This window comes from Lentzea pudingi (genome assembly GCF_014646255.1).
Taxonomy (GTDB): Bacteria; Actinomycetota; Actinomycetes; order Mycobacteriales; family Pseudonocardiaceae; genus Lentzea; species Lentzea pudingi.
Genome location: NZ_BMNC01000001.1, coordinates 1,120,367 through 1,132,804, shown reverse-complemented (window position 1 = coordinate 1,132,804; position 12,438 = coordinate 1,120,367). Strand labels below are relative to the sequence as shown.

Genomic DNA, 12,438 nt, shown 5'->3' with positions numbered 1-12,438 from the left:
GACGGACCCGTCGATGCTGACCCCTCCGCAAGGTCGCCGCAAGGTTGCCGAGCAAGGCGTCCCGAAACCGTGAGGACATCACACGATCGGGGAGGGCGAGAATGCGGTACGAATCGGTCGCGGCTCTGCTGGAAAGCGCCGCGCAGGGAGTGGAATCGGCCTGGGCGGAACTGTTCCGGCGCTTTTCGCCGCTGCTGTCCGCAGTGTGCCGGCGGCACGGTGTCATGGGCGCCGACGCCGAGGACGTCAGCGCGAACGTCTGGCTGCAGCTCGTGCTGCACGCCGGCAAGATCCGCAACCCGGAGGCACTGCCGGGCTGGCTGTCGACGACGGCCCGGCACGAATGCGTGTCGGTGCTGCGCGGCAGACACCGGGAGTTCCCGGACGACCGCGAGCCGGCCGTGCCGGGTGCCGACGAGTCGCTGCTCGACGAGGAACGGCGCACCACCGTGCGTTCCGAGGTGGCCAGACTGCCGGTGCGGCAACGGGAACTGGTCTCGTTGCTGCTCGCCGACCCGCCTCCGTCCTACGCGGAGATCAGCGAGCGGCTGGGCATGCCCGTCGGCGCCATCGGCCCGACCAGGCAGCGCTGCCTGGTCAGACTCCGGCGCTCGACGGCCATCGCGGCGCTGCGGGAGGTGCACGACCGGTCCGCCTAGTCGGACGGCACGGCGCGGGCCAGCGCGTCGCACATCCAGGTCGAGGACCCGAACGCCACGACCGCCGTCTTCACGCCTTTGCGTTCCGGCAACGACGGCTGGACGCAGAAGTGGGGTTCGGGGCCCTCCGCCGGCTGGATCGGGGTGAGCGCCGGATCGGAGCGCGCCTGCCCGATCAGGTAGCACAACGCCACGTCCGCGGCGGCGTCCATTTTCAGCGCCACGACGACTCCGACGGACCACGGGTGGTCGCGGTGCCGGTAGATCCCGATGGTCAGCTTGTCCGCCTCGTACAGGCATCGCGCGGTGTCGGCGCCGGCCAGGTACTTGCTCGCCAGCCCCCGCACCCCCGAGGCGAACTCCTTGGCGACGGTGCCCGCCTTCCGCTCTCCCTGCGGGACGAGCATGTCGATCTGGTTCAGCAGCTCGACGAACGGCGGGCACGGGTTCGTCGTGACGGTCCTGATGGTGGCCTCGTTCCTCACCGAACCGCTGAAGGAGGGCAGCCAATGCCCGATCTCGGGGCCGGGCGCACGGCACCCGGCCTCCTTCGTGGTAGCCGGGCCCACCACCCCGCCGACCGGCTTCTCACTCGTGGCGGCGTCCCCGGCCGGTTCGTCGCACCCTGACAGCACCACCGCCAGCAGAGCCGTCAGCACGGCCCACCGCGGTGCTTTCCCCTGACTTCGCATGGCTCTCAGACGGGCCGCGAACCGCCGTTGATACGCGTATCACCGCGGCACCTCGCGCCGTCTGCTCCCCGACACCGACAACCACGAGGAGTACGACATGAGCGTGACCCTGACCGAGTCGGAGCTCATCGCCCTGTACTGGTGGCCGTTCCCGCCGCCGGAGGACGAGCTGGGCTGGATCTACGACTTCGACGCCCTGCGGCACGCGCTGGCCGACACCGCGGCCGTGAAGCGGGAGGTCCCGGCGGACGACCGGTTGCGGTGGGTGGCGCTCGCGACCGGCACGGCGATCACCGAGGCCGCGACCCTGCAGCGGTCCGCGGACCGGCTCGGCAGCGACGCCGTGCTCGCGGTGAACCGCACGGCGCTCGGCCAGTTCGTCGACGGTCTCGTCGCGTCGCCGCCGACCTGCGAGGTCCTGCCCGCTCCGCACGGCGTCACCGTGGTCATCGGCGGCATGGTGGTCGTGATCCCGTCCGTGACGCCGGTGCCGGTGCCGCCGCACTGGGACCACGACGAACGACTGTCCCGGGTGGACCTGATGGGCGTCGGCACCCGGTTCCGGGCGGCGGCGGTGGCGACGACCTCGCCGGCGTTGCGCGACGTGCTGCTGGACGCGGCCGAGCGGTTGTTCGTCACCGCCGGGGAGAGGCTCTGAGCCCTACCGGAGTGCTTCCCGGGCCCACTCCGCGAAGCTCGTGAGCGGCAGCCCCAGTTCCCTGGCGTACTCCGGCCGGCCGGCCATGCCGGTCTCGTTCATCCGGTCGTGCCCCGCCGCCATCTCGGGCATCCCGGCGGCGCGGGCCTCGTCCAGGGTCAGGTCGGGTGCGGCGAGGTCGGCGCCGAGCGCATCGGAGAGCACCTCGGCGATCTCGGCCATCGACAGGCGGTCGCTCGCGAGCTCCAGCTCCACGCGGTCGAACCGTCCGGGGTCCGCGACGGCGGCGGCCACCGCCGTGCCGATGTCCCTGACGGCGACGAGCGACAGGCGGGTCGTGGGCTTCAGGAGGCTGACCAGGCCTCCCTCGACGCCGCGCGGGAACAGGAAGGCGGACGAGGGCAGGAAGTTCTCCATGAAGAAGCCCGGCTTGAGCAGCGTCCACCGCTCGAAGCCGGCCGCGCGGAGGTGGTCCTGGATGGCCGCCTTCGCGTTCATGGACGCCGCCCGCACCGGGTAGAGCTCGTCCTCGGTGTGCTGCCCCGCGCCGTCGACGGTCGTCTGGACGAACTGCGGCACGCCCGACTCCCGTGCGGCGTCGATCAGGTTCCTGGCCTGCGCGACCTCGCCCTCGAAGTCGAAGCCGCCGGCGATGAGCTCGGGCATCTGCACGGAGAACACGGCGCGGGCGCCCTTGGTCGCGGCGAGCAGCGAGGCGCGGTCGTGCAGGTCGCCCACGACGAGTTCCACGCCGAGGGACGTCGCGCGGTCGGGATCGCGGACCAACGCGCGCACGGGAACGCCTGCTGCCTTCAGCGCTCGTACGGCGGCACCTCCCTGCTTGCCGGTGGCTCCGGTGACCAGAACTGGCGCTGACATGGCTCTCCTCGGTGACTCGACACTAAATGGCGGGGCCCGCCACTTAGGTGTTCGCTACGATATGGCGGGCCCCGCCGTTTATCAACCCCGAGGTGTGCCATGACCGATCGCCAGCGCGCCGACGCCCGGCGCAACCACGAGCGGATCCTCGCCGTGGCCGAGCAGGAGGTCGCCGTGCACGGCGCCGGGGCGTCGCTCGAGCAGATCGCACGGGTCGCCGGGGTCGGGTCGGCGACGGTGCGACGGCACTTCCCCACCCGTCAGGCGTTGCTGGAAGCCGTGCTGTGGCACCGGATCGAGGTGCTGTGCGAGCGGGCCCGGGAGCTGGCCGGGGCGGACGACGGCCGGGAGGCGTTGCTCGCGTGGCTCGGCGAAGTGGTCACGTACTGCGTCGCGGCGAAGGGGCTCGCGACCGCGCTGGCGTTCGAAGGTGACCCCGTGCAGGGCAACTCGTGCGCGACGGCGATCGAGGAGGCGGCCGAGCCGTTGCTGCGCCGGGCCGTGGCGGACGGGGCGGTCGCGGCGGACGTCACGGTCGTCGAGCTGGTGACGTTGATCGTCGGCATCGTGACGGTGACGGAGCACCACCGGGACCCGGCGGGGTCGGCCGGGCGGTTGTTCGCGCTGGCCGTGGCCGGGATCAGTCCAGTTCGCTGAGCCGGTGTCGCCCGCGACTTCCCGCACTGCCACAGTCCGAAGTGGACAGACCTGCGGCGTGCCGCTCCCCTCGGCGAACTGCGCGGCACCGCAACCGTTGGCAGAATGCGGTGATGCGGATCAAATTCGACGTCATCGTCTTCGACGCGGCCGACCTGGGCGAGGAAAGCCGGTTCTGGGCGGGAGTGTTCGGCGGCAAGGTGAACGAGGACGACGACTGGCACATGGTGGTCGTCGACGGCACACCGCGGGTCGGCGTGCAGCTCGCGCCCGACCACACACCGCCGCAGTGGCCGGACGGCCCGACGAAGCAGCAGATCCACCTCGACCTGTGGGTCGAGGACTTCGCCGAGGCGCACGAGCAGGTCATGGCTCTCGGCGCCACGGTGCTGAGGCCGGCCCTGGGCAGGACCGAGGGCGACGACTTCCAGGTCTACGCCGACCCCGCCGGGCATCCCTTCTGCCTGTGCTGGATGGTCGCCGAGCAGCGCAAGTGACCTGTCGGCCGCATTCCTCTGCAGCGCAGCTTCACACGCGAGGCATCCCCGGCGCAGGTGGGCCGGGCGGCGACACCGCCGCCCGGCCCGCACGTCAGAAGCCGCAGCCCTCCGGAGACCAGTCGCGGGCCTCGGCGTTGCCGCCGGCCCGCACCACCCGCACCTCGACGCAGAGCGTGCCCGACGCGGGCAGCTCGACCGACGGCTCGGTGACGGTGCCGGTCTTCAGCTCGTCGTTGGTGCGCCAGACGAACGTGTCGCCGGACTGCGGTGACGGGTAGGACCACGCGAAGCGGAGCGTCTGCGGGTTCACGCGGGTCGCGGTGACCACGGCCGTGCCGGTGGCTCCGCTCTCGGCGGCGCTTCCCGGTTGGGCGCCGGCCGGCACCTCCAGAGAACCCTTGTCCTGCATGAGAAGCGCGCTGGTCATACCCACGACGGCGACGGCACCGGCCACTCCGGCGTACACCGGCCACCGGGCCTTCTCGCGCGCGGGCACGTCCGCCGGGACGACGACCGCCGCCAGCGCGGCCGTCGGAGCGGACTCCTCGCGGATCCCCTGCAACCGCTCGGCGAACTCGCCGGCCGACGCCGGTCGCACCGCCGAGTCGGCGGACATCGCCTGGCGCAGCAGGTCTTCCAGCGGTTGCGGTGCCCGGCCCGACGGCCGCGTGGCGCCGAGCAGGATCCGTTGCGTGATCGCCGCACGGGAGTTGTCGCCGCGCGGCACCACGAACGGCGAGTAGCCCGTGAGCAGGTGCCACAACGTCGCGCCGAGCGAGAACACGTCCGCGCGGACCGAGTGGGCGCCGCTGCTGATCACCTCGGGTGCCGACCAGAGCAGGTGGTCACCACCCGTCGTGCCGAAGTCGGTCAGGTACACCTGCCCGCGCTCGCCGCGGAGGACGTTGGCGGGCTTCACATCGCGGTGCACGACACCGGCCTGGTGCGCGGCGTGCAGCGCGTCGGCGAGGTCGATCCCGATCTCCAGCACCCGCGCGAACGGCAACGGCGCCGCCGCGGCCAGGTCACCGTCCGGGAAGTACCTCATCACCAGGTACGGCAAGCCCGCGCGGGTCCGTCCGGCACGGTCGGCGCTCGCGATCCCGGGATGCCCCAGACCGGCCACCGTCCTGATCTCGGCCACCCGCGGGGGGTCGACGAGCAGCTTCACCGCGACCTCGCCGTCCGCGGCGCGGTACAGGTGGACGTTCTTGCCGAGCGGTCGGACGTACCGGAAGCCGGGGATCTCCGGTAACTCCTCTGTCATTCGCCACCTCGTCGCCGGCGGCGCCGGTCGGGAGGCCCCGCCCACCCGACAGCGCCGGACACTCTGCCAGGGGTCGAATATTCCACCCCTGGCCTGACTGTCAACCGTCAAACCACCAGTTGAGACGCGATGGGGCCGCTGACCAGCGCCCGCCCGCGAGTCGAGGATCCGCGGCACCGACAGGAAAGACCCGCGACGGCGTCCGTCGCGGGTCCCGTGGTCGTCGAAGCTCAGTGCCGGCCCCAGTTCGGCACGTCGTAGCCGTTCATCGTGACCTCGAACTGGTCGTACTTCGCCATCAGGGTCAGCAGTTCGTCCTCGCTCGGCTGGTTGCCGTCCGCGTACATCTCGGCGAGGCCCCGGAAGTACTCCTCGCGGTTGAGCGCGGGCGTGAAGATGATGAGCATCGTCGCCTGGTCCTTGTACGGGTTGTGGAACCCGTGCGAGACGCCCATCGGAACGTTGACGTAGGTGCCGGGCGGTGCGGCGAACGACTTGCCGTCGAGGTGGAGCTCCACCATGCCGTGCAGGACGTAGAACGCTTCCAGCTGCTCGTTGTGGACGTGCGGTGAGGCGCCGGGGGCACCGGGGGCCATGCGGTGCTCGTAGAGGCCGAGCCTGCCGTCGGTCTCGCTTCCCCTGGCCTTGAACGTGGTGTGCGTCGTGGTGCCGATCTGCACCGACTCGCCCTCGCCGGGAAGCAGGATGTTGGACACTTGCGTCATCTCTGGTCACTCCTCATTGCTGGCGATGTCGTCCTGGTTGAACCACGAGAGGTAGCGCTCGCCCGTGTCCGGGAACACGGTGATCAAGTTCTTGCCCGCGTGTTCAGGCCGTGCGGCCAGCACGCGGCAGGCGTGGGCGGCCGCGCCGGAGGAGACGCCGACCAGCAGCCCCGCCGTCCTGGCGAGTTCGCGCGCCGTGGCGTAAGCGTCCTCGTTGGACACCGTGAGCACCTCGTCGATGAGGTCGACGTCGGTCGTCGCCGCGACGAAACCGCCGTTGAGGCCGGGGATGCGGTGCAGGCCGCCCCATCCCTGGCTGAGCACCGGTGACCCCTCCGGCTCCACCGCGACCACGCGGATCGCGGGGTTGCGTTCCTTCAGGTACTTCGCGGTGCCGCTGAGCGTGCCGCCGGTGCCCACACCGCAGACGAAGACGTCGATCTCGCCGTCGGTGTCGTTCCAGATCTCCGGACCGGTGGTGGCGTGGTGCGCGGCCACGTTGTCGGAGTTCTCGTGCTGGCAGGCGAACCACGACCCCGGCCGCTCGCGGTAGATCTCCTCGGCTTTGGCGATCGCCGCGACGTAGCCCTCCTGGTACGGCGTCAGCACGATCTCGGCACCGAACGCGCGCAGCAACTGGAGGCGTTCGCTGGTCGCGCTGTCCGGCAGCACGATCACGCACTTGTACCCGCGCGCGGCCGCGATCGCCGCCATGGAGATGCCGGTGTTGCCCGACGTCGCCTCGACGATCGTGCCCGAGCCCCTGGTGAGCTGCCCGCGCTCCTCCGCTCCGTTGATCATGTAGAGCGCGGCGCGGTCCTTCACGCTGGACAGCGGGTTCGCCATCTCCAGCTTGGCGTAGAGGTTCGCCGTGGTGACGCCGAGGTCGAGCTTCACGGTGGGCGTGCCGCCGATCAGGTCGACGAGCGACTCGGCGGGCGGCCGTTTGGTGAGGGGCTGACTGAGTCGGGTGTTCACGAGCACTCCGATCGGTTAGGTGTCACCAGCTGGGAAAGACGGCCGCTCCCTTGTGCTTCTGCCCCGCGACCACGACGGACTGGCGAGGCCTGGCCGCCTTCGCGACGCTGCGGCTCGACCTCAGGTTCGGGATGGAGAACGGCGCCAGCACGCGGGAGTCCGCCGGCACGTCCCGGATGACCAGCGCCTGGGCGCCCACCACCGAGTCGTGGCCGATGGTGACCGGGCCGAGAATCGTCGCGTTGGCCCCGACGACGACCCGGTCGCCGAGCTTCGGGTGCCGCCGCGAGCCCTCCGGCCGCTGGTTGTCGTGCCACCAGCCGACCGCGCCGAGCGTCACCTGGTGGAAGATCGTGACGTCGTCGCCGATGACGACCGTCTCGCCGATCACCACGCCCGCGCCGTGGTCGATGAAGAAGCCACGGCCGATCGTCGCGCCGGGGTGGATCTCGATGCCCCCGGTCAGCAGTCTCGCGACGACCATGACCAGCCGGGCGCCGCGCCGGTTTCCCCGCAGGTGCAGCTTGTGCGACACGCGATGACCCCAGAGCGCGATGACCGTCGGGTGCAGCAACGCCTCGCTGCGCGACAGGATCGACGGGTCGCGGTCCATGACCATGTCGAGGTCGGCGGTGATTACACGGAGCAGCGCCCGCGGGGTCACCGGACCGCTCCCGCGGTGTCCTTCTCCTTGCGCAGCTGCCCCATGCGGTTCTCCGCGTAGGCCACGCCGACGAGCACCACCAGGCCACCGGCCAGGAGGTTCCACGTCACGTGCTCCCCGAGGAACAGCACGCTGACGAGCACCGCGAACACCGGCACCACGTAGTTGACCGCGGAGGCCGTGGTGGCGCCGACGTCACCGATGAGGCGGAAGTAGAGCACGTACGCCAAGCCGGTGCTGAGCAGGCCGAGCAGCACGATGCTGAGCGTCACCGGCCCGGTGAAGTCGGGCGTGCGCCAGGCCAGGAACGGCGTCACGACCGCCTGCAGCACGGCCGCCGACAAGAGCTGCGACGCGGCCAGTGCCAACGGCGCCAACCCCAGTGGTGACAGGTACTTCCGCACGTACACGAAACCGATCGCGTAGCTGACGGCCGCGCCGAAGCAGGCCATCCGCCCGCTGAGCGAGCCGAGCGACTCGTGCCACGGCCCGATCAGCAGCACTACGCCGACGAAGCCGAGCGCCAGGCCGATCGCCTTGCGGGACGTCGCCCGCTCGGTCGGCAACGCGGCCGTGGCGAGCGCCAGCGTCAGCAACGGCGTGGCGCCGATGAGCACGCCCGCGATGCCTGCCCCGGTGGTCTTCTCGCCGTAGGACAGCAGGAGGAACGGGATGACGTTGCCGAACAGGCCGGCGGCCGCGATGTGGCCCCAGACCTGCGCGGAGCGCGGCAGGGTGACCTTGCGGACGGCCGCGATCGAGAGCAGCACCGCCGCGCCGAGGACGAGTCTGCTGAGCACGAGTTGGCCCGGTGTCAGACCTTCGAGGGACACCTTGATGAAGGTGAAGCTGCTTCCCCACAGCAGCGCCAGCAGCAGGAAGCGCGCGACGGATGCCTTGTCCATTGCATCTCGATTCGGGTTATCTGTCAGTAGTCGTTTGGATACTCCAGCAGTGCGCGCTCGGGGCGTACTAGAGCGAGCCGCACGCGGACGACCATCCGCTCGCCGACGACTGGCAGAAGACCGCCTACGGGCGCGATCGGGCGTTGAGGATCCGCGTCTGCTCGCGCAGCACGTCGATCGTGCGCGCCACCCAATCGGCGATCACCGCCTGCTCGGCCGACGAGTAGCGGTCGGTCAGCTGGGCCATCGCCTTGCCCAGTCCGGCGAAGGTGTCGCCGAACGCGCCGGGGGCCGCCGTGATCACCAGCCGGCGGCGGTCCTCCGGGTGCGGTTCGCGGCGGGCGAGCCCTGCTCGCGCGAGGCGGTCGACCACTCCCGTCACCGCGCCGGGCGTCAGGCCGATCTCCCTGGCGAGTTCCCCCGCCGACACCGATCCGGCGCCCATGATCACGGCCAGCGCGCGCTGGTCGACGGCCGTCACCCCGAGGCTCGCGCCCACCGCCTCGTGGAACGCGACCACGGCGGTGCTCAGCTCACGTCCGGCATCTCGACCTTCCACAGCCGCCACTTTACCTCAATCGACATTTCAGTATGCTGAATTAAATTATTCAGTCGACTGAAGTATCGAGGGGGAACCGTGAGCGAGCTGAGGTTGGCACTCGAGGTGCCGAGATGGACGTGGCGCTGCTACCTCCGCCACTTCTGGCTGGTGGCCGGACTGTCGTCGATCGCGTCGGTCCAGCGGCTGGTCACCGTGAACTGGACGGGCGAGATCGACCCCGCTCTCGCCACCGTCTCCGAGGTCGTCGTGCTGGCGGCCCGGATCCTGCTCGTCGTTGTGCTGTGGCGGATCGCGACGGCCGGGCTGCGGTTGAGCTGGGGAGCCGGTCGCGAGTTCGCGCGCCGGCACTGGCCCAGCCTGGTGTGGCAGGTCGTGTTCCTCGGCGTGGCGTTCGCCGTGTTCGAGGTGCTGGCCGAGCACGTGGTCTCGGCGCTGCTGCCCCCGGAGGCCAGGCAGACCTACCTGGCGGTGCTGCTGTTCCTCAAGAACCCCACCGTCATCGCGCTCACGTTCCTGTGGTGGATCGGCGTCGTCCGGCAGGTCTTCCGGGCGAACGAAAGGGTCCGGCCCGGCCACTAGGCTCTCGGGCCATGTTGGTCGGCCGGGATGGCGAACGGACCCACGTCGAGCGGCTGCTGCGGGACGCGTCGTCCGGGAGCAGCGCGGCCCTGGTGGTCCGGGGTGACGCGGGCATCGGCAAGTCCGCGCTGCTCGACCACGCCGTCGCGGGAGCCGGGGACATGCGCGTGCTGCGCGGCGTCGGGATCGAGTCCGAGGCCGAGCTGGCGTTCGGCGCGCTGCACCTGCTGCTCTACCCCCACCTCGACCGGCTCGACGTGCTGCCCGCACCGCAGGCCGCCGCGTTGCGCGGTGCGTTCGGGCTGAGCGACGACACGGCCACGCCGTTCCTGATCGGGGCGGCGACGCTGACGTTGCTCGCCGAGCTCGCGGCCGAGAAGCCGTTGTTGTGCGTGGTGGACGACGCGCAGTGGCTGGATCGTGGCTCCTCGGACGCGCTGCTGTTCGCCGCCAGGCGGTTCCAGGCCGACCCGGTGGTGATGCTGTTCGCCGTCCGTGACACGGCCGTCCCGTTCGCGACGCCGGGCATCGAGGAGCTGCGGCTGACCCGCCTGTCCGCGGACGCGGCGGCCGGGCTGCTCGACGACCGCTCCCCCGGGCTGACGGCGCCGATGCGGGCACGGGTCCTGGAGGAGGCGGACGGCAACCCGCTCGCGGTGCTCGAGCTCGGCGCGGCCCGGCTGGCCGCCCAGCGCGAGGGCAGGGCCGAGCCCGCGCACCAGGTGGGGCCGTTGCCGGTCACCAGGCGGGTGCAGGACGCGTTCCGCGCGCAGATCACCGGGCTTCCCCCGGCGTCCCAGGCGATCCTGCTGGTCGCCGCGGCCGACCGGCTCGCCGGGATGGACACGGTGCTGCGGGTGGCGCGTGCGGTCGGCGCGGACACCGCCGACCTGGAGCCCGCCGAACGCGCCGGGCTGATCAGCGTCACGGACGAGCTGACGTTCCGGCACCCGCTGGTGCGCGCCGCCGCCTACCAGTGCGCCACCCACCACCAGCGGATCGCGGTGCACCGGGCGTTCGCCGAGGCCCTGACGACGCCCGACCGGCGGGCCTGGCACCTCGCGGCCGCCACCACCGAACCGGACGAGGAGGTCGCCGCCGAGCTCGAACGCACCGCGCTGCGGGCCGAACGCCGGGGCGGGGCGATGGCCGTTTCCGCCGCGTACGACCGCGCCGGCCGGTTGAGCGTGGATCCCGAGCGGAAGGCGCGGCGCATCGCCAAGGCCGCGCTCGCCGCCTACGACGCGGGCAAACCCGACCGAGCGGCCCGGCTGGCCGTCGAGGTCACGTCCCTGACGACCGATCCGGCCGTCATCGCGGACATGACGCTGCTGCGCGGCCAGATCGAGTACGAACGCACCTCGCCCGAGGCCGACGCGGCACTCGCGGCGCAGGCCGCGCGGCTGGTCGCGGACAGCGATCCCGAACGCGCCGTCGTGATGCTGACCGAGATGCTCTGCGCCGGCCGGGACGCGGGCGCACTGACGTCGGTCACCGAGGGCGGGCGAATGCTGGCGGGTCTCGACCTGCGGCCAGGCTCCCGGTCGCGGCTCGCGGCCGACGCGCTGAGCAGCTGGGGCGCCCTGCTGAGCGGGCAGCCGGAAGCCGGGCCGTTGCGCGCGGTGCTGGAGATCGGTCACCTGCCCGGTGAGGACGTCATGCACCGGGTCGTCGCCGGGTTCAGCGGGCTGATGCTGGCCGACGACCACGCGACCATCGCGGTGATGGACACGATGGTGGCCGAGACGCGTGCCACCGGGGCCTTGATGTGGATCCCCTACGCGCAGGAGATCCTCGCGTTCGCCCACGCCCTGCGCGGCGACTTCCTGACCGCGCAGACCTGTCTGGCCGAGGCGGTCGCCCTCGGGACCGAGTTCGGCCTCGACATGGAGGTCGCCGTGCTGCGGTCGGTCTCGGTGTGGCTGGCCGCGGTGACCGGCGACCAGACCCGGTGCCGCGCACTGGCCGCCGAGGTGCTGCCGGTGTTGGAGAACCGGCACGCCGTCGGCACCGCGATGACGCACTGGGGCCTCGGCCTGCTCGACCTGGCCGCCGGGAGGTACGCGACGGCTTTCGACGCGCTGCACCTCGTGTGCACCGGTCCTGCCCGGTACGACTTCCTGATCCGCGCCGTCCCGGACCTGGTGGAGGCGGCGGTCCGCGACGGCGACCCCGGCCGCGTCACCGAGCACATCGAGGCGTTCGACCACTGGGCGGCGCACGTGGACAGTCCTGTCGCGACGGCGTTGTCGCACCGCTGCCACGCGATGGTCGAGGACTCGGAAAAGCGGTACCGGGCGGCACTCGACGTGCCTGCCGGACCGTTCGACGAGGCCAGAACCCGGTTGCTGTACGGCGAATGGCTGCGCCGCAGACGCCGTCGCGGCGAGGCACGCACGGAACTGACGGCCGCGCTCGCCGGTTTCGCCCGGCTGGGCGCGACGACCTGGGAAGCACGCGCCGCGAGCGAGCTCGGTGAACGTCCGGTCGAACCGGCCGTCGTCAACGTGCTGAAGGACCTGACACCGCAGGAGGTGCAGGTCGTCCGGCTGGCGGCGGCAGGCCTGAGCAACAAGGAGATCGGCGCGCAGTTGTTCCTGAGCCCGCGCACGATCGGCCACCACCTGTATCGCGCGTACCCGAAGCTGGGCGTCACCAAGCGGATCGAACTGGCGCAGCTCGGCCTCGGATGACTTACCCCGCCGGTCTCCCG

The 12,438-nt window shown here is 71.5% G+C and carries 14 protein-coding genes; 6 read left to right on the top strand and 8 right to left on the bottom strand.

The genetic code is table 11. The features are described from left to right. Positions 1 to 101: 101 nt before the first annotated feature. A complete protein-coding gene (locus IEY88_RS05175) occupies positions 102 to 659 on the top strand; it encodes an RNA polymerase sigma factor (RefSeq protein ID WP_189153344.1) in 558 nt (185 codons plus the stop codon). Here the strand turns inward: IEY88_RS05175 and IEY88_RS05170 are convergent. Then, complete coding sequence (locus tag IEY88_RS05170) at positions 656 to 1,318, bottom strand: hypothetical protein (protein ID WP_189153343.1); 663 nt, start codon at positions 1,316 to 1,318, stop codon at positions 656 to 658. The genes IEY88_RS05175 and IEY88_RS05170 overlap by 4 nt on opposite strands. 130 nt (positions 1,319 to 1,448) lie before the next feature. Here IEY88_RS05170 and IEY88_RS05165 point away from each other — a divergent pair, with 130 nt between their 5' ends. Continuing rightward, positions 1,449 to 2,009 carry a hypothetical protein gene (locus IEY88_RS05165; protein ID WP_189153342.1) on the top strand — a complete coding sequence of 187 codons (561 nt, stop codon included), beginning with the start codon at positions 1,449 to 1,451 and terminating at the stop codon, positions 2,007 to 2,009. Between the two features lie 3 nt (positions 2,010 to 2,012). Here the strand turns inward: IEY88_RS05165 and IEY88_RS05160 are convergent, their stop codons facing one another. Then, positions 2,013 to 2,888, bottom strand: a complete 876-nt coding sequence (locus IEY88_RS05160) for an NmrA/HSCARG family protein (RefSeq protein WP_189153341.1) — start codon at positions 2,886 to 2,888, stop codon at positions 2,013 to 2,015. Between the two features lie 99 nt (positions 2,889 to 2,987). Here IEY88_RS05160 and IEY88_RS05155 point away from each other — a divergent pair, with 99 nt between their 5' ends. Both IEY88_RS05155 and IEY88_RS05150 read left to right on the top strand, forming a co-directional pair. Continuing rightward, a complete protein-coding gene (locus tag IEY88_RS05155) occupies positions 2,988 to 3,545 on the top strand; it encodes a TetR/AcrR family transcriptional regulator (protein WP_189153340.1) in 558 nt (185 codons plus the stop codon). 113 nt (positions 3,546 to 3,658) lie between these two features. Beyond that, positions 3,659 to 4,042: a VOC family protein gene (locus tag IEY88_RS05150; protein ID WP_189153339.1), complete on the top strand. Its 384-nt coding sequence runs from the start codon at positions 3,659 to 3,661 to the stop codon at positions 4,040 to 4,042. Positions 4,043 to 4,136: 94 nt separating this feature from the next. On the opposite strand, the gene IEY88_RS05145 is transcribed toward IEY88_RS05150, so the two are convergent. From IEY88_RS05145 to IEY88_RS05120, 6 genes are all read right to left on the bottom strand, one after another. Next, positions 4,137 to 5,312 (bottom strand): serine/threonine-protein kinase, encoded by a 1,176-nt coding sequence (locus tag IEY88_RS05145; RefSeq protein WP_189153338.1) that lies wholly within the window; start codon positions 5,310 to 5,312, stop codon positions 4,137 to 4,139. Between the two features lie 230 nt (positions 5,313 to 5,542). Continuing rightward, positions 5,543 to 6,037, bottom strand: a complete 495-nt coding sequence (locus IEY88_RS05140) for a cupin domain-containing protein (RefSeq protein WP_189153337.1) — start codon at positions 6,035 to 6,037, stop codon at positions 5,543 to 5,545. A 6-nt stretch (positions 6,038 to 6,043) separates the two neighbouring features. Further along, on the bottom strand, positions 6,044 to 7,015 hold the full coding sequence (gene cysK, locus IEY88_RS05135) for a cysteine synthase A (protein ID WP_189153336.1): 972 nt from the start codon (positions 7,013 to 7,015) through the stop codon (positions 6,044 to 6,046). Positions 7,016 to 7,037: 22 nt separating this feature from the next. Beyond that, the gene (gene epsC / locus IEY88_RS05130; RefSeq protein ID WP_229693088.1) at positions 7,038 to 7,679 is read right to left on the bottom strand and encodes a serine O-acetyltransferase EpsC; all 642 of its coding nucleotides are present in this window, start codon (positions 7,677 to 7,679) and stop codon (positions 7,038 to 7,040) included. After that, positions 7,676 to 8,584 (bottom strand): DMT family transporter, encoded by a 909-nt coding sequence (locus tag IEY88_RS05125; protein WP_189153335.1) that lies wholly within the window; start codon positions 8,582 to 8,584, stop codon positions 7,676 to 7,678. Before IEY88_RS05125 ends, epsC begins: the two co-directional genes overlap by 4 nt. Before the next feature lie 124 nt (positions 8,585 to 8,708). Continuing rightward, entirely contained in the window at positions 8,709 to 9,143 is a 435-nt protein-coding gene (locus tag IEY88_RS05120) for a MarR family winged helix-turn-helix transcriptional regulator (RefSeq protein ID WP_189153334.1), read from the bottom strand. A gap of 78 nt (positions 9,144 to 9,221) precedes the next feature. Between IEY88_RS05120 and IEY88_RS05115 the strand changes: the two genes are divergently transcribed. Together IEY88_RS05115 and IEY88_RS05110 are read left to right on the top strand one after the other, a co-directional pair. Beyond that, the gene (locus tag IEY88_RS05115; protein WP_189153333.1) at positions 9,222 to 9,725 is read left to right on the top strand and encodes a hypothetical protein; all 504 of its coding nucleotides are present in this window, start codon (positions 9,222 to 9,224) and stop codon (positions 9,723 to 9,725) included. Between the two features lie 11 nt (positions 9,726 to 9,736). Further along, positions 9,737 to 12,418 carry a helix-turn-helix transcriptional regulator gene (locus tag IEY88_RS05110; protein WP_189153332.1) on the top strand — a complete coding sequence of 894 codons (2,682 nt, stop codon included), beginning with the start codon at positions 9,737 to 9,739 and terminating at the stop codon, positions 12,416 to 12,418. Positions 12,419 to 12,438 lie beyond the last annotated feature (20 nt).

What these genes read in the sequence shown, in the direction of transcription:
- IEY88_RS05175 (WP_189153344.1), top strand. Translation starts at nt 102, where the DNA reads ATGCGGTACGAATCGGTCGCGGCTCTGCTGGAAAGCGCCGCGCAGGGA.
- IEY88_RS05165 (WP_189153342.1), top strand. Translation starts at nt 1,449, where the DNA reads ATGAGCGTGACCCTGACCGAGTCGGAGCTCATCGCCCTGTACTGGTGG.
- IEY88_RS05160 (WP_189153341.1), bottom strand. Translation starts at nt 2,888, where the DNA reads ATGTCAGCGCCAGTTCTGGTCACCGGAGCCACCGGCAAGCAGGGAGGT.
- IEY88_RS05155 (WP_189153340.1), top strand. Translation starts at nt 2,988, where the DNA reads ATGACCGATCGCCAGCGCGCCGACGCCCGGCGCAACCACGAGCGGATC.
- IEY88_RS05150 (WP_189153339.1), top strand. Translation starts at nt 3,659, where the DNA reads ATGCGGATCAAATTCGACGTCATCGTCTTCGACGCGGCCGACCTGGGC.
- IEY88_RS05145 (WP_189153338.1), bottom strand. Translation starts at nt 5,312, where the DNA reads ATGACAGAGGAGTTACCGGAGATCCCCGGCTTCCGGTACGTCCGACCG.
- IEY88_RS05140 (WP_189153337.1), bottom strand. Translation starts at nt 6,037, where the DNA reads ATGACGCAAGTGTCCAACATCCTGCTTCCCGGCGAGGGCGAGTCGGTG.
- IEY88_RS05125 (WP_189153335.1), bottom strand. Translation starts at nt 8,584, where the DNA reads ATGGACAAGGCATCCGTCGCGCGCTTCCTGCTGCTGGCGCTGCTGTGG.
- IEY88_RS05110 (WP_189153332.1), top strand. Translation starts at nt 9,737, where the DNA reads ATGTTGGTCGGCCGGGATGGCGAACGGACCCACGTCGAGCGGCTGCTG.